Origin of the sequence: Amycolatopsis sp. NPDC049159 (assembly GCF_040648295.1) — a bacterium.
Lineage (GTDB): Bacteria > Actinomycetota > Actinomycetes > Mycobacteriales > Pseudonocardiaceae > Amycolatopsis > Amycolatopsis pretoriensis_A.
This window is the reverse complement of sequence record NZ_JBEZDL010000020.1, coordinates 96,019-114,850: the sequence shown is the minus strand read 5'-3', so window position 1 is coordinate 114,850 and position 18,832 is coordinate 96,019. Positions and strand designations below refer to the sequence as shown.

The 18,832-nt window shown below is 71.9% G+C and carries 16 protein-coding genes and 3 pseudogenes; 12 read left to right on the top strand and 7 right to left on the bottom strand.

Annotated features, from left to right (window positions below; all coding sequences use genetic code 11):
- Positions 1-2,163, bottom strand: a complete 2,163-nt coding sequence (locus AB0B33_RS33095; protein WP_360778994.1) for a germacradienol/geosmin synthase — start codon at positions 2,161-2,163, stop codon at positions 1-3.
- Positions 2,164-2,330: 167 nt separating this feature from the next.
- Between AB0B33_RS33095 and AB0B33_RS33090 the strand changes: the two genes are divergently transcribed.
- A complete protein-coding gene (locus AB0B33_RS33090) occupies positions 2,331-2,627 on the top strand; it encodes a GNAT family N-acetyltransferase (protein ID WP_360778991.1) in 297 nt (98 codons plus the stop codon).
- Between the two features lie 386 nt (positions 2,628-3,013).
- Entirely contained in the window at positions 3,014-4,030 is a 1,017-nt protein-coding gene (locus tag AB0B33_RS33085) for a S1 family peptidase (protein ID WP_360778988.1), read from the top strand.
- Between the two features lie 58 nt (positions 4,031-4,088).
- Here the strand turns inward: AB0B33_RS33085 and AB0B33_RS33080 are convergent, their stop codons facing one another.
- Together AB0B33_RS33080 and AB0B33_RS33075 are read right to left on the bottom strand one after the other, a co-directional pair.
- Complete coding sequence (locus AB0B33_RS33080) at positions 4,089-4,718, bottom strand: class I SAM-dependent methyltransferase (RefSeq protein WP_360778985.1); 630 nt, start codon at positions 4,716-4,718, stop codon at positions 4,089-4,091.
- A gap of 75 nt (positions 4,719-4,793) precedes the next feature.
- Entirely contained in the window at positions 4,794-6,374 is a 1,581-nt protein-coding gene (locus AB0B33_RS33075; RefSeq protein WP_360778982.1) for a discoidin domain-containing protein, read from the bottom strand.
- 172 nt (positions 6,375-6,546) lie between these two features.
- Here AB0B33_RS33075 and AB0B33_RS33070 point away from each other — a divergent pair, with 172 nt between their 5' ends.
- From AB0B33_RS33070 to AB0B33_RS33050, 5 genes and pseudogenes are all read left to right on the top strand, one after another.
- Complete coding sequence (locus AB0B33_RS33070) at positions 6,547-7,275, top strand: SDR family oxidoreductase (protein ID WP_360778979.1); 729 nt, start codon at positions 6,547-6,549, stop codon at positions 7,273-7,275.
- Positions 7,276-7,374: 99 nt separating this feature from the next.
- Complete coding sequence (locus AB0B33_RS33065; protein WP_360778977.1) at positions 7,375-8,580, top strand: cytochrome P450; 1,206 nt, start codon at positions 7,375-7,377, stop codon at positions 8,578-8,580.
- A 191-nt stretch (positions 8,581-8,771) separates the two neighbouring features.
- A pseudogene (locus AB0B33_RS33060) lies at positions 8,772-8,963 on the top strand (hypothetical protein); the annotation flags it as partial.
- Between the two features lie 121 nt (positions 8,964-9,084).
- Positions 9,085-9,543 (top strand): amino acid--tRNA ligase-related protein, encoded by a 459-nt coding sequence (locus AB0B33_RS33055; RefSeq protein ID WP_360779260.1) that lies wholly within the window; start codon positions 9,085-9,087, stop codon positions 9,541-9,543.
- Positions 9,544-9,551: 8 nt separating this feature from the next.
- Complete coding sequence (locus AB0B33_RS33050; RefSeq protein WP_360778974.1) at positions 9,552-10,367, top strand: hypothetical protein; 816 nt, start codon at positions 9,552-9,554, stop codon at positions 10,365-10,367.
- Positions 10,368-10,816: 449 nt separating this feature from the next.
- Here the strand turns inward: AB0B33_RS33050 and AB0B33_RS33045 are convergent, their stop codons facing one another.
- A complete protein-coding gene (locus AB0B33_RS33045; protein WP_247014197.1) occupies positions 10,817-11,647 on the bottom strand; it encodes a hypothetical protein in 831 nt (276 codons plus the stop codon).
- A 20-nt stretch (positions 11,648-11,667) separates the two neighbouring features.
- The gene (locus AB0B33_RS33040) at positions 11,668-12,909 is read right to left on the bottom strand and encodes an OmpA family protein (RefSeq protein ID WP_360778971.1); all 1,242 of its coding nucleotides are present in this window, start codon (positions 12,907-12,909) and stop codon (positions 11,668-11,670) included.
- 252 nt (positions 12,910-13,161) lie between these two features.
- Between AB0B33_RS33040 and AB0B33_RS33035 the strand changes: the two genes are divergently transcribed.
- The 3 genes from AB0B33_RS33035 (at position 13,162) to AB0B33_RS33025 (ending at position 16,044) form a co-directional block, all read left to right on the top strand.
- Complete coding sequence (locus AB0B33_RS33035) at positions 13,162-14,631, top strand: PfkB family carbohydrate kinase (RefSeq protein WP_360778968.1); 1,470 nt, start codon at positions 13,162-13,164, stop codon at positions 14,629-14,631.
- Positions 14,628-15,218 (top strand): GTP cyclohydrolase II, encoded by a 591-nt coding sequence (locus AB0B33_RS33030; RefSeq protein WP_360778966.1) that lies wholly within the window; start codon positions 14,628-14,630, stop codon positions 15,216-15,218. The genes AB0B33_RS33035 and AB0B33_RS33030 overlap by 4 nt, the downstream gene beginning before the upstream one ends.
- 70 nt (positions 15,219-15,288) lie before the next feature.
- Positions 15,289-16,044, top strand: a complete 756-nt coding sequence (locus tag AB0B33_RS33025) for an SDR family oxidoreductase (protein WP_360778963.1) — start codon at positions 15,289-15,291, stop codon at positions 16,042-16,044.
- On the opposite strand, the gene AB0B33_RS33020 is transcribed toward AB0B33_RS33025, so the two are convergent.
- Positions 16,041-16,448: a VOC family protein gene (locus AB0B33_RS33020; RefSeq protein WP_360778960.1), complete on the bottom strand. Its 408-nt coding sequence runs from the start codon at positions 16,446-16,448 to the stop codon at positions 16,041-16,043. The genes AB0B33_RS33025 and AB0B33_RS33020 overlap by 4 nt on opposite strands.
- A gap of 10 nt (positions 16,449-16,458) precedes the next feature.
- Positions 16,459-17,028: a CGNR zinc finger domain-containing protein gene (locus AB0B33_RS33015; RefSeq protein WP_360778956.1), complete on the bottom strand. Its 570-nt coding sequence runs from the start codon at positions 17,026-17,028 to the stop codon at positions 16,459-16,461.
- Between the two features lie 101 nt (positions 17,029-17,129).
- Here AB0B33_RS33015 and AB0B33_RS33010 point away from each other — a divergent pair.
- A pseudogene (locus AB0B33_RS33010) lies at positions 17,130-17,981 on the top strand (alpha/beta hydrolase).
- Between the two features lie 38 nt (positions 17,982-18,019).
- Positions 18,020-18,825: pseudogene (locus AB0B33_RS33005) on the top strand (IS5 family transposase).
- The last annotated feature ends 7 nt before the right edge of the window (positions 18,826-18,832 follow it).

Genomic DNA, 18,832 nt, shown 5'->3' with positions numbered 1-18,832 from the left:
TCAGCGGCCCGCGGGGAGCAGGGACGAGATGCGCAGCGCCGACGTGCCGAGCCCGGTCGGCTGCCCGAGCCGGGGGTGGTGGCCGAGTTCGGTGTCGGTGTACCGGCCGACGCTTTCGTGCCAGTGCGCGATCCCGGCCATCCAGTTCCGGAAGTGCTCGACGTACGCGTCGAGCGTGTCCGGGGCGAGGCCGCGGCCGGCGAGCAGCACGGGCAGTTCGACGTCCGCCGTGTGGCGGAACTCGGCGAGCCGGGCCCGGACCAGGTCGCCGACCACGGCGAAGGCGCGGTCCTCGGTGCAGTCCAGGAAGTTCCGGACCACCAGGACGCCGTTGTGCAGCTCGCCCTCGAACCGGATCTCCTTCCGGTAGGAGTACAGGTCGTTCAGCAGGGCGGCGTAGTCGCCGGCGCTGTTTTCGAGCGTGTGCACCGGCCGGGTCCCGGCCAGCTCGGCCGGTACGGCGCCCCGGCGCGCGAGAGCCGCGGTGAGGTCCGAGCCGAAGGTCCGGCGCCGCATCTCGATGTAGTCGATCGGGTCCGGGATGCGGTTCTGCGCCTGGTTCGCCAGCTCCCAGAGCCAGCTCGACGTCATCGTGTCGACCGCGCGCCGCACCGGAAGCCGGTCGGCCGGTGCCGTTCGCGCCCACAGGTCGGCCAGTCCCGACTCGAGCGCGTTCAGCGGAGCGGGCGCCGGCGAGCCGTCCAGCGGCATGCACGCCGACAGGCGCAGGTTGGCCGCCTTCGCCGCCGCGAGGTCGCGGGTCGGGCCGAACACCACCGGGTAGTAGTCGTCGGCGTAGGTGCCCCAGGTGAGCCAGTCACTGGTGACGTCCAGCTCGTCCGCCGTCGCGTCCGGGTGGATGCCCGCCGCGCACAGCGGCAGGTCCGCGGCGCGCAGCTTCCGCTCGTCCCAGACGACGCCGTCGAGGAAGCCGGTCCGCCGCGCCCAGTCGACGTTGCGGCTGCGGCAGGACTCCAGGTGCGGGCTGAGCCGCAGCGGGAACGGCACCTCGAACGACGGCCGCGGCGTCGAAACCTCGCCGAACGGGGTGTGGGAGTACGCGCGCAGCCGCTGCGGCGCGGTCGCGAGCACCGACGCGAAGATGCGCGCCGCGGACGTCCCGAGCCCGGTCACGGCACCCGGCTCCGGGCCGGTCGGCGCCCCTTCGTTCATGTACCGGCTGGAGCGCAGGTGCCACTCGTGCCCGCCGGCCTGCCAGTCCTGCAGCCCCTTGACGTAGGCGAACGTCGCCGCGCGGGCGGCCGGGTCGACGCCGTGCTCGTCGAACAGCGCGGGGACCTCGGTGAGCGCGGTGTGCTCGAACTGGTGCAGCCGCGAGGTGATCAGGTCGTTGACGGCGTCGGCCGCCTGCTGGGTCGGGATGCCGAGGAACTCCTCGAGCACGAGCACGCCGTTGGACAGCTCGCCTTCGTCCTGCACCTCGCGCTGGTAGGAGAAGAGGTCGTTGCGCAGGTGGACGCTGTCGGCGAAGCAGTCGCGCAGCACTTCCAGCGGCCGCGTCGCGGCGATCCGGTCCGGCACCTCGGCGTGCAGCGAGTGCTCGATCAGGTTCGCCGACCACGGTGCGCCGCCGACCTTCCGCCGCATCTCGACGTACTCGATCGGGTTGGCGAGCCGGCCCTCGTTGATGTTCGCGAGCTCCCACAGCGACTCGTCCAGCAGCGCCTTCGTGCTGTCGATGAACCGCTTCCGCCAGCCGGCCGACCGGTGCGGCACGGTCCGGGCCCACAGATCGGCGAGCCCGCGTTCGACGGGGTTCTCCGGCTTCGCGGTGATTTCGCCGTCGGCGGGCATGAACCGCTCGAGCCGGTCGAGGTGGGTGCGCGCGCTGTCGATGTCGCCGGTGCGCTTGTACAGCTCGACGAAGTGGTCGTCGAAGTAGAAGACCCAGACGTACCAGTCGGTGATCAGGTCGAGCTCTTCGGCGCCGGCGTCCGGGTGGGTGTAGGCGCAGAGGAGGGCGTAGTCGTGGGAATCGAGGTCGTGCTCGGTCCAGATCACGGTGCCGTGCTGCGGCACGTCGATCATGTCGAGCCCGGCCGCCCACGCCTTGCTGTGCACGCGCGCGCCTTCGAGGTGCGGGTTCAGCCGGGCGGGGTGGGGGAGGTAGAACTCGGGGAGGACGAAGGGCTGCTCAGGCACCCTGTGAGGCAACCAAAGGACGCCGGTGCCCGCCAAGGCCCGCGGCCGGGTTGCACACGAACGGGCCGGACGCGTCCCCCGGCCGGCCCAGCGGGGGTCACGACCCGGTCAGCACCGGCCGGGCGGCCATCGCACGATGGGGGACGAACCCCGAGCGAGGAGAGCGCATGACCGAGGAAACCCGAGTGACCCACAACCCGGACGAAAGCCGCTACGAGGTGTGGGTCGGCGACAAGCTCGCGGGGATGGCGTTCTACGACCGGCGCGGCGAGTTGACGGTGTTCACGCACACGGAGATCGACGACGCGTTCGCCGGGAAGGGACTGGGCAAGGTGCTGGCGGCGGGCGCGCTGGACGACGTCGTGGCGGCGGGGCGGAAGATCGTGCCGGTGTGCCCGTTCATCGCGGGGTACCTGCGGAAGAACCCGGGGTACGAGGACCACGTGCGCTGGCCGAAGGGCTGAGGGCCGGCGGGAGAGCCGGGCGGTCCGGGTGCCCTGAAACGGCTCGTGTGGGATGTCGCCGCGCTGGCGGGTGAGCGGGGGCGCGGGTCGAGAGCTGCACTCGGCTACTGGGATGCCCTGAAGGACTCGTTCAGGGCGCCGGGCGCGGTGAACGACTCGTTCATGACGTTCCGGGGGAACCCGGCCGCCGCGTCGCTCGCCCACTGACCGTCGCGAAGGGCCGCCGGCTGGGCCGAAAGCGTGAGTGGCGCTGGGCCGTACGGGTCCAGAAGGAGAGGTATGTCCGGTTCTATTGGTTATTAACCAACCTTCGTCGGTGTTGCGTTGGTTGCTCGGCAACGAAAGTGACCGGCGCAGGCTTCGAACCGGCAAACTGGAGGAAGTTGATGACTCCCCGGAAGACCGCTCTCAAGACCTTCGCCGTCTTGTCGGCAGTGGCGCTGACGAGCGGCGTGTGCGCGTCGGCGGCCACCGCGTCCCCACTGCCCTTCGCCGAGATGCAGGCCCACGCCATCACCAACGCCACCCAGGTCGCGCAGACGCTGGGCGCCGCCTCCGGGGGTGTCTACCTGGAGAACGGCAAGGCCGTCGTGAACGTCGTCGACGACGCCGCGCTGCAGAAGGTGCAGGAGGCCGGGCTCAGCGCCAAGAAGGTCAAGCACACCTTCGCCGCGCTCACCGGCGTCAAGAACCAGCTGGACGCGGTGAAGAACGTGCCGCAGACCGCGTGGGGCATCGACACCAAGACCAACCAGGTCGTGGTGAAGGTCTACGACGCGGCCAGCAAGGAGACCGCCGACAAGGTGTCCGCGGCCGCCGCGAAGTACGGCGACAGCGTCCGCGTCGAGCACCGGACCGGCAAGCTCGAGCTGCACATCCAGGACGGCGACGCCATCCAGAACAGCCAGGGCCGCTGCTCGCTCGGCTTCAACGTGACCAAGGGCGGCGAGCCGTTCCTGCTCACCGCCGGGCACTGCACCAACCTCGGCGGCACCTGGTCCGGCGGCGACGTCTCCGGGGCCGAGGTCGTCGAGAGCGACTGCCCCGGTGCCGACTCCGGCCTGCTGACCCGCCCGAACGGCTCCGGCCCCGGCGAGATCAACACCGGCCAGAAGATCACCTCCGCGGCCGAGCCGACCGTCGGTGAGCAGATCGAGAAGCAGGGCTCGACCACCGGTGGCGGCAGCGGCGAGGTCACCTCGGTCGACGAGTCGGTCAACTTCGACGTCGGCGTGCTCAACCACGAGTTCGGCACCACCGCGCACACCGACCACGGCGACTCCGGCGGCCCGGCGTACGACGGTGAGAAGGGCCTCGGCACGCTGTCCGGCGGCGACACCGTGACCAGCTACTTCTACCCGCTCACCCTGGAGCTGCAGGCGTACGGCCTCGAGCTCGCCTGACAAGAAGCCGGAAGGCCCCCTTTCACACGCGTCGAGGGCGCGTGAAAGGGGGCCTTTCTCATGCCTCCAGCCGCTTCGCGCGGTAGACGGCGTCGGTGTGGTGCCCTTCGCCGCGCGTCTCGCACGTCTCGACGACCCACTGCCACGGGTCGCCCAGGAACGTCGTGATCTCCTCCGGCTCGAAGTACAGCTCCTCCGGCGGCTTCTGGCCGTCGAACTCGCGCATGGCCTTCGGCGAGTGGCCGACGACCAGCAGCGACCCGCCCGGCTTGATCGCCGCCGCGGCCGCGGTGAAGACGTCGCGGCGCAGGGCCGGCGGCAGGTGCATGTACTGCGCCGAGATCAGGTCGTACTGCTCTTCCGGCTGCCACTTCAGGATGTCGCGGTGCAGCCAGCGGACGGTCACGCCCGCCTCCTTCGCCGCTTCTTCCGCGCGGGCGAGCGCGACGGTCGAGATGTCGGCGCCGTCGACCGTCCAGCCCGCCTTGGCCAGCCAGATCGCGTCGCCGCCCTCGCCGCAGCCGAGGTCGAGGGCGTGCCCGGGGGTCAGCCCGGCGACCTCGGAGCTGAGGTTCGCGTTGACGTTCCCGCTCCAGATCCGGTGCTCGTCGCGCTGGTACATCTCCTCCCAGAACTCCTGCTTGAGCATGTTCTCGACGATCATCGGCTGGTCGTGCGCGTGGGCCATGGTTCCTCCTCGGTGACGTCCCCAGCATGCGGAGGACGTCACCGAAGAGGCAAATCGTGTTGCCGATCCGGCAACTCAGGCCGTGCCGTACACCTGCATCTCGTACAGCGAGTAGCCGTACGCCGTGCCGCGCGTGACGCCGTTCATCCGCACGTACCGGCCGGTGCCCGAGAGCCCGGTGAGGTCGTCCGCGCCGCCGTTGCCGGTGGTCGTGCTGTAGATCGTCGTCCAGGTGGTGCCGTCGGCGGAGGTCTGGATGCTGTACGCCTTCCCGTACGCGGCTTCCCAGCTCAGCTTGACGTGCGAGATCGCCTTCGCGGCGCCGAGGTCGACGCGCAGCCACTCCGACGCCGACCCTTCCTTGGACGCCCAGCGCGTGCTCGTCAGGTTGCCGTCGAAGGCCGCGCTCGCCGGGTAGGACGCCGACTCGGTCGACGAGGCCGTCGCGGTTTTGCCCTGCGAGAGCAGGGTTTCGGTGCCGCCACCCCCGGTGACCGTGACGCCCAGCGAAGCGGTGTTCGTCCCGCCGGTGATCGTGACGGTCGCCGAGCCGGGTGCGGCGTTGGCGGCGGCGGCCACCGTGACCGTCGAGCTCCCGCCCGCCGGCACCGACGCCGGGGCGAAGGACACGGTGACGCCGGCGGGGGCGCCGCTCGCGGACAGCGCGACGGCGTCCGTGGCCGTCACGGTGGCCGTCGCCGACGCGCCCGGCGCGACCGACACCGACGACGGCGTCACGCTCAGGCCCGAGGTGCTGCCCGCCGCGGTGAACGTCCACCGCGCCTGCGTCCCGGAGCAGCTGCCCGCGGTGAGCGTGGTGCCCGAGGCGCGGAAGCACTTCTTGCTCGTCTGGATGTCGGAAATCGTGCCGTCCGGGTTGATCGACCACTGCTGGGCCGGGCCGCCGCTGCACGTCTGCAGGACGATCGAGCTGCCCGAGATGCCCGCGCACTTGTCGTTGATGACGAGGAAAGCGCCGTGGAAGGTGAACCGCTGGGCGGCGCTTCCGGTGCAGGCGGCCACCTTCAGCGTCGTGCCGCTGCCCGGGGCTTCGAGGCAGGTGCCGGTCGAGGTGTTGCGGTACTGGCCGACCGTGGTGTTCGGCTGCGCGCCGCCCCAGCACTCACCGGTGCCGGTGTTGAAGATCGGCGTCGCGTCGTACGGCTCGTTCGACGGCGGGTCGACGACGACCGGCTCCATCACCGGCGTGTTGTCGGGGTTGTAGTGCGTGAGCGCGTCCTCGCAGTCGATCGCGTCGAAGGCGCTGCCGCCCTGGCCGCCGAGCCAGAGGTCGATGTGGCGCAGCCCGGGTCCGCCGTTCGGGCCCTGGCTGTTCCAGTCGTCGGAACACTCGTCGCAGCCGTCCTCCATGATGAAGTACTTCTTGACCCGCGGCACCCAGACCTTGGTGCCGGGCTTGAGTTCGTCGCTGCTGGTGGCGAAGGTGATCGGGTCGGCGTAGCTGCCCTTGCCGCCCGCGGTGTCGTGGATCTGCGGGTAGGAGATGTCGCCGCCGGGCGGCGTGTTGTCCCACCAGCCGTAGAAGGTGAGGAAGGTCGGTTGCGTGGTGGCCGCGTTCGCCGTGCCACCGGTGGTGAGCGCGGTGGCCAGGGCGAGGAACAGGGTCACGACGAGCACGAGCGCGCGCCGGGTCATGCTGCCTCCGGGAGGACTGGACGGACGATGACTGCGGCGTGGCTCCCAGGTTCGCCGGGCGGTGGCGGCGCGTCAACCCCCTTCGTAAACTTTCCTGACGAACACGCGTTCCGTGTCCCGGTCGCTGGGAACCCGGTGGTGGGTAAGCGCTTTCCTCGGTGAAGATGGCGGTATGAGCGAACAGCGGGAAATCGTGGTCACCGGCGGCGGCACCGGTATCGGGCTGGCGATCGCCGCCCGGTTCGCGGCGGCGGGCGAGCGGGTGACCGTCACCGGGCGGCGCAAGGACGTGCTCGAAGCCGCGGCGGAGCGGATCGGCGCGCGGGCAGTGGTCTTCGACGCGAGCGACCCGGCGGCGGTGCAGGCCGCCTTGGCCGAGCTGCCGGAGCGGATCGACGTCCTGGTCAACAACGCCGGCGGCAACACCGACCGGGTCCGCGAGGCGCCGGCGCCCGGCGACCTGGCCGGGCTGGCCGACGCGTGGCGCGCGAACTTCGAGGCCAACGTCGTCTCCGCGGTCCTCGTCACGACGGCGTTGAAGCCGCGCTTCGCGGACGGCGTGCGCGTGGTGACCCTCGGCTCGATCGCGGCGAAGCAGGGCTCCGGCTCCTACGGCGCGGCGAAAGCGGCGATCGAGGCGTGGAACACCGACCTCGCGCGGCAGCTCGGCGCCGCCGGCTCGGCCAACGTCGTGGCGCCGGGCGTCACCCTCGACACGGAGTTCTTCCACGGCACGGTTTCCGAAGAATGGGTGAACGCGCGCGTCTCCGTCGCCTTCGACAAGCGGGCCGGCACCCCGGACGAAGTCGCCGAAACGGTGGTGTTCCTGGCCGCGCCGGGCGCCGGGCACATCACCGGGCAGGTCGTGCACGTGAACGGGGGCGCGTACGGGGCCCGCTAGGCCATCCGGGTCGCAAGCCGGCCGGAACCCCCACGGGGGCGCCGGTTCTCTCCATGGTGGAAGGGAGACCAGTCCACCGGCAGAGAGGTGTGATCCGCCGTGACGGCAGCATCCGCAACCCCGGCCCTCCCGACGACGCGACCGGCCGGATGCCCGTTCGACCCGCCCGGGAGCTACGCCGAGCTGCGGGAAACCGACCCGACGTCGCAGGTCCGCTGCCCGGCGGGCATGGACGCCTGGCTGGTGACGCGCTACCAGGACGTCCGCGCGGTGCTCGCCGACCGCGCGCTGAGCTCCCGCGGCGCGTCTTCGGTGCACGTCAACCCGAACGCCGACCTCGACGAGGAGGTCAGCCCGGGGTCGATCATCCAGCTCGACGGCGCCGCGCATTCGCGGCTGCGCAAGAAGGTGATCGCGGAGTTCACCGTGCGGCGCGTGGAGGCGCTGCGCGGGTACGTCCAGGAACTGGTCGAGAGCCACCTCGACGCGATGCTCGCGAAGCCGGGACGGGCGGACCTGGTGGCGGACTTCGCGCTGCCGATCCCGTCGCTGGTGATCTGCGAGCTGCTCGGCGTGCCGTACGCGGACCGCTCGCGGTTCCAGCGGCAGAGCGGCTTGCTGGTCAGCACCGACGCCACCCCCGAGGAAGGGAAGCAGGCGTACGACGAGCTTTCCGCCTTCCTGGCCGAGCTGTTCACCGACAAGCGGCGGAATCCGCAGGACGACCTGTTCAGCCGGCTGATTTCCCGCGGCGAGTCGGACGGCGACCCGCTGTCGATGGAGGAGCTCGTCGTGCTCGGGCTCAGCCTGCTGGTGGCGGGGCACGAGACGACGGCGAACATGATCGCGCTCGGCGCGCTGGTCCTGATGGAGCAGCCCGAGGGACGGGACGTCGTGCTGGCGAAGCCGGAACGCGCGATCGAGGAGCTGCTGCGGTACCTCTCGGTCGTGCAGTTCGGGGTGCTGCGGTACGCGACTTCCGACGTCGAGGTCGGCGGGCGCGCGGTGAAGGCGGGGGAGTGGCTGGTCGCCGCGTTGAACTCCGCGAACCGCGACGAGGAGCTGTTCCCCGGCGCGGACAAGCTCGACTTCGATCGCGAATCGCCGCGCACGCACGTCGCGTTCGGCTTCGGCGCCCACCAGTGCGTCGGCCAGCAGCTGGCGCGCGTCGAGCTGCAGGAGGCGTTGACGCGGTTGTTCCGCCGCGTCCCCGACCTGCGGCCGGCGGTGCCGCGGGAGTCGTTGTCGTTCAAGCACAACACGCTCGTGTACGGGGTGCGGGAGCTGCCGGTGGCGTGGGGCTGAAAATCGGACGCGGTCGTCGCGCGGGCGGGTTACCGTTTCCGGCAACGCGCTGATGGAGCCGAGTAACCCCGGGAGCGCACGGGTCCAGAGGGCCGCCGGCAGCTGGCGGTCTCGTGTCCCGGGGTGAAGACCCTCCGGAGTGCGGGGAGGAACGGCGCCCGCGCTCCCCGAGGTTCCGCGTCGGGAGGGTGATGAGTTCCCGTATCTTGACCGCCGAACTGGACCTCTACCGGCCCGTCGTCACCGCTTCGCTGCCGACGATCCTCGACCACGCGCCGGTCGCGTTGCGGCACCCGGCGCTGAAGGCGAGGTTCGCCGCGGCCGCGGCCGCCGTGCGCGGGTTCCGGTCCACAGTGGACAGCCTGGGGTTCACCGAGGCGCACACGCCCGAGATCGTGGCGTCGGCGACCGAATCCGGGGCGAACGTCTTCGGCATCGACCACTTCGGCCGGCCCGCCTACCTCGCGCAGTACACCAGCCTGGACGCCGAACTGGGCTTCGTCCGTGACCACCACGACGTCATGGCGGTGCTGCGGGACGTGCTCGCGGGGATGGCGGGCGACCTCGTCACCGTCCCGGCCGAAATCCGGAGATCCACTTCGCCGAGGCGCCGGACTTCCTCGGCGTGCCGGCCGACGAGCCGGACCTCGCGCCCGCGGGAGCACGGCTCGGAGTTCCTGTTCGTCACCGGCTACCCGATGGCGAAACGGCCGTTCTCCACGCACCCGGACCCGGCCCGGCTACTCGAACAGCTTCGACCTGCTGTTCCGCGGCCTGGAGCTGGTGACCGGCGGCCAGCGGCCGCACCGGCACGCCGACCACCTCCAGGCGTTCGCGCACGGCGTGCCGCCCCACGGCGGGTTCGCGATCGGTCTGGAACGCTGGACCGCGCGCCTCTTCGGCGCCGCGAACGTCCGGGAGGTCACGCTGTTCCCGCGTGACCTGCACCGGCTGACCCCGTGAGGAGCAGCATGACCGCACGCCGGCTCTGGGCGGCCGTGGAACCGTTGCACGCCGTCGTCTACTTCGCGCCCGAGACCGCGGCGGCGGCCAAGGCCGCCGGCCTGCGCGGGTACTGGATGGGGTACTTCGCGGGCCGCCTGGCGCCGCTGGGTCCGATCGGCCCGGAACCGGCGGCGGCGGTGTTGTTCGGCTTCGCGCCGGCGATGGTGGCGCGGGCCCTGCCGGACGCGTGGTCGTTCGCCTCGCCCGCGGCGGTTCTCGAGTCGCGGATCGACGCGGTCTCGACGGCGGTGCCCGCGGCGCCCGAACTGGCTTCGCTGCTGTGGCGCGCGGTCGACGCCTGCGATTTCGGCGGCCGTCCGCTGGCGGCGGCGTGGGCGGCGGTACCGAAGCCCGCGGACCCGGCGGCGGCGCTCTGGCTGGCGACGACGATCCTGCGCGAGCACCGCGGCGACGGCCACGTCCTGGCGGCCGTGCACGCCGGGTTGAGCGGGCTGGAGACGACGCTCACCCACATCGGTGATGGCGGGCTCGGCCGGGCGGACGTCCAGCCGCACCGGGGGTGGTCGGACGAGCAGTGGGACGCGGCGGTGGACCGGTTGCGGGCTCGCGGGGTGCTCGACGGGGCCGGCCGGCTGACCGACGCGGGCCGGGACCTGCGCCGCCGTGTCGAGGAAGACACGGATCGGCTGGCGGCCGCGCCGGTGGCGGCGCTGGGGGACGACTTCGAGCGGGCGCTGGAGCTGGCGGTCCCGCTGAGCCGAGCGGTGATCGACAGCGGCGTGGTCCCGGTGCCGAACCCGATGGGCGTACCCCGTCCCTGACGTCCGGCGTCAGCATCCCGGCAAAGTCGGTGTTGTAGGTCGCCGAAGGGAAGCCCAAGACGTTGGTCGGGCCGCCGTTGACCACGCCGGTCCGGCGGTTCGCAACGTCATGAACGGGTCGTTCACCGCGTCGGACGCGGTGAAAGGGGCGTTCATGACGTCCCGAAACCCGGGATCAGGGCGAACGATCCGGTCGGGCCCTTCGGCTCATGTCCGGCCGGAGGGGGCGTGACGGGTGTGACGGGCTGGGTCTGGTGCTGCGAGCCCGGGCGTATCCGCACGTCGGCCGCCGAACCCGCCCGCCACCGCGACTTTGCCGGAAACCCTGACGGCCGGCGAGGTGAACGGGTCGTTCACCACACCGGCGGCGGCCGCGGACCTGGCTTTCGACGTCACCCGGGCCGGCGGGTAGCCCTCCCGCCGGCCCGGGTCCCCGGGTTCCCCCGAGGTCATTCCTCCGCGCGGCCCGCCTGGCGCCGCAGGAGGTCGTACTGGCAGCTCAGCTCGTGGGCCTGGTCCTCGTACTCGCGCTTCGCCGTGAGGAACGGCCGCACGCTGTCGCTGTAGTGGCGCAGGTCGTCCTGCTCCAGGGAGCCGTCGCGGAAGGCCGTCCAGAACACCAGCGTCGCCGACACCACCATCACCAGCGCGACCAGCACCGCCATCAGCACGGCGAGGTCGTTCATGCCGGACAGCACGCCCTCCGTGTAGACCCGGACGAACATCACCACGCCCATCAGCCCGACCAGCAGGCCCACCGTGACGAGGCTGAGCTTCGACCCCATCGACAGCTTCGGCCAGTCCAGCTGCCGCTTGGCGTTCTTGTGCTGGCGCTGGTTGTGGCCGAGGTGGTGCAACGCCGTCGCCGCGCCGCCGGTGGCCAGCACCGAGATCACGATGCTGATCGCCAGCGGCAGGCCGAGCGGGTCGCTCCAGTCGACGTTGAACACGGAACTGGCCAGCCACAACATGATCGGCAGGTCGACCACCGTCACCGTGAGCAGCGTCAGCACCCGTGTCACGCGGCCGACGCGGCGGTGGCGCAGGCTGCCGCGCAGCTGCTCCAGCTCGATGAGCCGGTCGATCAGCTCGGCGCGGGCCTGCGCCTCGCCGACGGTCAGGTTCTGCCCGTGCGGGCCCACCACGTGGCCGTCCATGGCCCGGGTGGACCGGTAGGTCAGCTCCTGCACGCGGGCGAGGAGCAGGTCGCCGGCCGGCGTCTCGGCGCGGGGCCGCGGCTGGGGCAGCGGCAGGTTTCTCGTCTGGTCGGTGCTGGTCATGGCCGTGCCTCCTGGTCGGTCTACGTGCTCGGGCCGGGGCCCTGGTACGTGATCTCCACCCGCCTCATCCGGGCCGCCGCCGCTTCGTCGAACCGCCCGCCGGTCATCGCGGTGACCCCGGGTTCGGTGCCGGTGCCGGTGGCGTCGACCCGCTGGGTCACCCCGGCCCCGGTGAGCGCGCCGGCGACGGCACGCGCTCGCTGTTCCGCCAGTTCCCGCCGCCCCGCGTCGGTCGACCCGGGCGGGTCGGCCGCGAAGCCGCGGACGGTGACCGGCGCGCTCGTGCGGCCGGCCGTGATGCTGCCCGCCAGCGACCGCAGCAGGTCGCCGGCGGATTCGGAGAGCACCGCGGAGTCCCCGGCGAAGCCGAGCGCGGCGTCCGAAACCGTGGTGGTGACCTCGCCCCGCGGGCCGGTCACCGACGTCACCCCGGGCACGGGCACGACCGGCGTCGCCGCGGTGGCCCGCGACGGCTCGGCCGGCACCCGGCTCTGGTCGACGTCGCAGGCGGCCGCACCGGCCGCCCGGCAGATCGCCTGCCAGTACGCGGCCAGCCGCTCGCGCGCCGGTGTGGGCAGCGGCGGCTGCGGCCCGGCGACCGACCCGAGCCCGGTGAAGACGACGTGCCAGCCGCCCAGCCCCGGCAATTGCCGGGCGGCGGTCAGCTGCCCGGCGACGGCCGCGGGATCGGCCGCCCAGCCGACCTGCCGGAGGTCGAACGCCCCGCCGGTGCTCAGGCCGCTGCTGTCGACGACCAGGGTCCCAGCGGCCACCCCGCGGACGGCGTCGGCGATGCCGGTGAGCAGGTCGAGCCCGCTCTTGCGGGCCGCGGTGGCGCCGATCGCGTCGACGGCGCTCGCCACGTTCCGGTCGATCAGCGACGGCCGCGAAAGGCCGTGTTCCAGGGAACCGTCGGCGCGCCGCGGGGTCAGCACGACCGAGCGCCGGTCCCCGCCGTCGGCGGCCGAGACCAGCACGACGCTGCTCTTGCCCGAGCCCTGCTGCGAGACGTTCCCGCTGTTCGCGGCGTCACGCAGCACGGCGAGAACGGCATCGCCGACAGCGGCCCGCGGCTCGTTCGCCGTCCCGCTGACGACCACCACGACCCGGTCCCCACCGCTGGGGACGACGTTGCGCGCCGGCACCGCACAGCCACTCACGAAGGCGCCGGCGGCCATCAGCCCGGCAAATGCCACCCGAGTGACACGTGCGGGGCGTGACGTCGCGTTCCGCAGGTTGAGCGAGGTGTTCTGAAGCTGCATGACGACCTCCCGAAGGTCGGTGGCGCCACTCCAGGTTGGCATTTGCCCTGTAACGATGTCAATTGACAATGCGATGACATCAAGAAGTGGTCCCAGGTCGACGCCCTTTGTGTGATCAGGGAGCGCCGAACGCCGGACCCAAACGGACCGGATGGAGCAACTTCGCGGCCGGGTTGCGACGAGTGGCGGGACCGCGACGCGCAAGTGCCATGCGGAGAAGGGCAAGTGACATCCGAGGGGTAGGCTGAGGCGATGGCGAGATACGACGCCACCGTCGAGGGCGTCCGGAGCGTCTTCCTCAAGCTGAGGACGCGCAGCGGGCTCACCGTCGAGCGTCTCGACGCGACCGAGGTCGACGTCCGGCTGCTCGCCGAGCTCCCCGCCGTCCGCCGCCGCGTCCGCGAGACCGGCGCGTCCGAGGGCGAAGCGATCGTCGACGTCGTGACCGCGGCCGTCGCCGCGCTCGACCCGGCCGACCTCCTGATCGCCGACGCCGCGCTGGCCCTCGGTGTCCTCCGCGCGCGCGTGGGCGAGCGCCCCGAGGTCGAGCGGCTGTACGCCGACGACCTGGGGGAGCGCCGCCGGGCGCTGGCCGACGGGTGGGACGCCCTGCACGCGCTGGTCGGCGTCTCGAGCGAGTACCCGCCGCCGACCGTCCGCAGCCTGCGCGGCTCCATCGAGACCCGGACCCTGGGCGTGCTGGCCGAACGCTGCGCCCACGACGTCGAGCCGGTGGTGGCCGAGCCCGCCGTCGACACCGTGGGGTCCGTCGTGGTGGTCGGCAGCGCGGTGACCGACCACGTCGTGGTTTCGGACGAGCTGCCCGACGTCGGCGAAGCCGTCCAAGCGCAGTCCTTCGACGTGCACCCGGGCGGCAAGGGTCTTCTCCTCGCGGTCGCCGGGCGGCGCCTCGGCCTCGACGCGAAGCTCGTCACCGCGATCGGCGGCGATTCCCAGGCCCAGGACCTGCTGGAGTTCATGCGCAAGGAAGGCCTGTCGACCGCGCTGGTCAAGGAAACCCCCGGCGTCGCCAACCCGCGGGCGCTGGTGCTCGTCAGCCAGACCGGCGAGACCCGGTACCTCGGCTGGATGAACAAGGACGACGTCTCGCTGTCCAGAGAGGACCTTCGCGCGCCGCGGGTCCGGGACGCGATGGCCGAAGCGGACGCCGTGCTCGTCACGCTCGAACCGCCGATGGACACGATCAAGTGGGCGCTCTCGTCGGCGGCCGCGCAGCCGCGGAAACCCTTGGTGCTGCTGCAGGCTTCGCCGCCCCGCGGGGCTCCGCAGCAGCTCTACCGGCTGCTGCGCGGGGTCGACTACCTGGTCGGCCGCGAAGGCGAGCTGCGCCGGCTGCTGTCCGATCCGGACAGTCCACAATCACTCGACGACCTCGCCCGGTCGCTGCTCGCACTCGGGGTGGGCGCCGTCTGTGTCGTGGAGAATTTTGGTTGTAGTATCCGCTCGAGCGTGATCTCCCGCGACATCGAGGGCCCGCCGGTCCCGCTCGACGACGCACCAGGCGTCCGCGAAGCTTTTTCCGCGGCGCTCATCCAAAAACTCATTCAAGAGGGTGCCGGCCGGAGCCGCGAGGAAGCCCTGCACTGGGCGATCGCGGCGATGGCGACGAACCCGACTCTCGACGAGATCGCCGACTCGATGCCGGGTCTCGAGGAGGTCGAGCGCACCCTCGAGACCGACCAGAGCCTGGAGACCCCGTGACCGGAGCAGTGGTGCACCAGCTGGAGGGAGCGGAGGGGGCGTTCCGCGCGATCGTCCTCGACGGCGGGCCCGAGTGGATGAACCCGCCGAGCGCGGCGGTCTACGGCGAGCCGTCGGACGGGTGTCCCGTCCGCATCCACTCCCGGTGCCTCTACGGCGAAATCTTCGAGTCCACGAACTGCGACTGCCGGTGGCAGCTGCAGGAGTCCCTCCGCATCATCCGGAGGCACGGCTCCGGCGTGCTGGTGTACCTCGACCAGGAGGGGCGCGGCGCGGGCCTGTTCGCGAAAGCGGCGGGGTACGAGCTGTCGCAGCGGAAGAACCTGGACACCTTCGCGAGCTACGCCGAACTCGGGTACAAGGCCGACAGCCGGTCCTACGCGGCCGCGGCGGCCCTGCTGACGCAGTTCGGGCTCACCTCGGTGCAGCTGCTGACCAACAACCCCGACAAGATCTCGGCGCTCGAAGCGGCGGGCATCAAAGCGGAGATGCGCCAGCTGGTGCAGCCGGACCCGAGCACGGAGACGGTCCGGTACCTCGCGGCCAAGGAAGTCCACGGGCACGCGATCCTGCCGCGCCCCGCCTGAGCCTCCCGTGTCGATTCCGGGTCCGCCCGTTCGACGCACCGGTGACCACACCCGGACAAGGGAGGAACCCATGACCCTGCTCGCAGGCAAGAACGCCGTCGTCTACGGTGCCGGCGGCCGGATCGGCTCGGCCGTCGCCGCCGCGTTCGCCGAGGAGGGCGCCACCGTTTTCCTCGCCGGGCGGACCCTCGCGCGGCTGGACGAGGTCGCCGGGCGGATCCGGGACGCCGGTGGGACAGCCGAGGCCGCCGAGGTCGACGCGCTCGACGAGCGGGCCGTCGACGAGCACGCCGACGCCGTCGCCGCGCGGGGTGGGCTGCACGTTTCGTTCAACCTCATCGCGCACGGCGACGTCCAGGGCACGCCGCTGGCCGACATGGCGCTCGCGGACTACGAACGGCCGGTGCTGACCGCCGTGCGCACGCAGTTCCTGACCGCCCGGGCGGCGGCGCGGCACATGATCCCGCAGCGCTCGGGCGCCATCCTGCTGTTCGGCGGCGCGGGGGACCCCGTGCGGGAGTTCCCCGTCGGGGGGCTGCAGGTGGCTTTCCACGCGCTCGAGGCGATGCGCCGTCAGCTCGCCGCCGAGCTGGGGCCGCACGGGATCCGGACGGTGACGCTGCGGACGGGCGGCATCACCGAGGTGCTCCCGGCCGGGTTCCCGGGCCGCGACAAGATCGAGGAGAGCATCGTGGGCCAGACGATGCTCGGCCGCGCGGCCACCCTCGCCGACGTCGGCGCGGTCGCGGCGTTCGTGGCGTCGGACCGGGCCCGCACGATGACGGCGGCCACGGTCAACGTCAGCTGCGGCGCGCTGGTCGACTAGCGGCGGGACGAGATCTGCTGGACCGCCCAGGCGTTGCCGTCCGGGTCGGTGAAGTTCACGAAGCCCACGTTGTCGAGGTCGGCCTTGCCGTCCCACGGACCCGTGCCGACGACCTGGATCTCCCCGGCGTCCACGCCGCGTTCGAGCAGCTCCGCGTGCGCCTTCGGGAGGTCCTTGACGACGAGCTGCAGCCCCTTCATCGACCCCGGCGGCATGTCCGGGACCGCGCCCTTCCCGATCACCACCGAGCAGCCCGAGCCCGGCGGGGTCAGCTGGACGATCCGGACACCTTCCGCGGGCGCCACGTCGTGGTCGAGCGTGAAGCCGAGCTGATCGGCGTAGAAGGCCTTGGCGCGGTCGATGTCGGACACCGGCACCACGACCACTTCGAGCGTCCAGTCCATGGGCGTCACGCTACTCGGCCGAAGCCTCCCGCTGCTCGACGACGAGGCGCTGGTGCCGGGCCGCGCGGACCCGGTCACCGCAGGTCGTGGAGCACCAGCGGCGGCGGGCGTGCTCGCGGAAGAAGAAGCGGACGCAGCCGTGGGCCTCGCACGGGCGGACCAGCCGGCCGAGGTCACCGCCGACGACGTCGATCGCGTCGCGGGCCAGTGCCGCCACGGCCTCGTCGGCGGTGCCCGGCCGGGTGCTGCGCCATTCGCGCAGTGGCCCGTCCCGCCAGGTGAGCTGGGGCGCGGCGGCGTCGGCGCGGGCGGCCGCGTTCACCGCCGTCACGGCGGCGGCGTCGGGGACGCGGTCTTCCGCCAGCGCGGCCAGCAGCTCGCGGACGGCGCCCCGGAGTTCGCCGAGGCGGGCGACGTCGGCCGGGCCCAGGTCCGCGGCCGCCAGGTCGTGCCGGCGCAGCCAGCCGGCGGCGGCGCGCGGTTCGGCGAGGTCGTCGACTTCGCCGGTGGCGCTCAAGCGCCGGGTGTTGACCAGCGCCAGCGCGGGCGAGCGCTCCTCGCCGGGTGCCGCAGTGACCACGTTCGCCTCCCGAGTCCGGTGCCCAGTTTCCCGTGCCCGTTGACAGCCTACCTGTCTCATGGATAAATAGAAAAATAAACATGAGACGTGAGGAGACACCGATGGTCACCGTGCACCACCGCCACGCCACCGTCGCCGGGCACCGGCTGTTCTACCGGGAGGCCGGGCCCGCGGACGCGCCCACGATCGTGCTGCTCCACGGGTTCCCGACGAGCTCGCACATGTTCCGCCACCTGATCCCGGCGCTGGCCGACCGCTACCACGTCGTCGCGCCCGACTACCTGGGCTCGGGTGCGTCGGACGCCCCTTCGGTGGCCGAGTTCACCTACACCTTCGACGCGCTCGCCGACCTCACGCTCGGCCTGCTCGACGAGCTCGGCCTGAGCCGCTTCGCGCTCTACATCCAGGACTTCGGCTCACCGGTCGGCCTGCGCATCGCGGCCGGCCACCCCGAGCGGGTGACGGCGATCGTCACGCAGAACGGCAACGCCTACGTCGAAGGGCTGGGCGCCGGCCTGCCGCAGAAGCTCGCCGCGGGCACGCTGACCGAGGACGACCTGCGGGCCATGGTCACCCTGGAGGCCACCAAGGCGCAGTACCTCGACGGCGCACCCGACCCGTCGCTGGTCAGCCCGGACGTCTGAATCCACGACCAGGCCCTGCTCGACCGCCCCGGCGCCGCGGAGATCCAGATGGCGCTGCTCGCGGACTACCACCACAACATCGGCGTGTACCCGAAGTTCCACGAGTACTTCCGCACCAGCGGCGTCCCGCTCCTCGCGGTCTGGGGCGGCAACGACGAGATCTTCATCGCCGACGGCGCCCGCGCCTACGCCCGCGACCTGCCCGAGGCGGAGATCCACCTGCTCGACGCGGGGCACTTCGCGCTGGAGACCCACCTCGACGCCATCGCCGGCTACATCCGCGGCTTCCTGGGCCGGGTGCTGGGCTAGGGCATGTCCTGCAAGCGGTTGAGCTGGACTTCCGGTAATTGTGCCCGGTGGTTGGTCGCGGTGAGTTGACGGACAAGGTCTGGGCGGTGATCGAGCCGTTGCTGCCACCGCAGCAAAGCGGTGGCCGGCGGTGGCGGGATCACCGCCAAGTCATCAACGCGATCCTGTGGAAACTCCGCACCGGCGCGCCGTGGCGAGACTTGCCCGACCGTTACGGACCGCGGAAAACCGCGCACGAACGATTGCGGCTGTGGACCAAGGACGGCACCTGGGCGCGGATCCTCGACCGGGTGATCGTCAAGGACGACGCCGTCGGCGACCTGGAGTAAATCATCTCGGTCGACTCCAGCGTGGTCCGGGCGCACCAGCATGCTGCGGGCGCCCGGAAAAAGGGGGCTGCAGCGACGGGATCGAAGCCCTCGCCTGCGATGGGGAAGGACTCGGCCGGTCCCGCGGAGGATTGAGCACTACGATCCACCTCGCCGTCGAGGGGCGTGGCCTGCCGATACGGATCCTGCTCGCCCCAGGCCAAGCCGGCGACAACCCGCAGTTGCCGCCGCTGTTGGATGGCATCAGTGTCGCCCGGCTCGGGCCTGGGCGTCCGCGGTGCCGGCCGGAGACGGTGATCGTGGAGCGCGATGACCAGATCGCCCGCCGTCGCCAAGGCTTCCGCGGCGGGCGACCATCAGCCTTCGATGCCGAGGTCTGCAAGCAACGCAACGTGGTGGAACGCTGCTTCAACCGGCTCGAGCAGTTCCGTGACCTAGCCACCCGCTACGCCAAACGCGCCGCCTCCCACCAGGCTGAACTCACCATCGCCGCGATCGTTCTTCGGCTTCGATGACTTACAG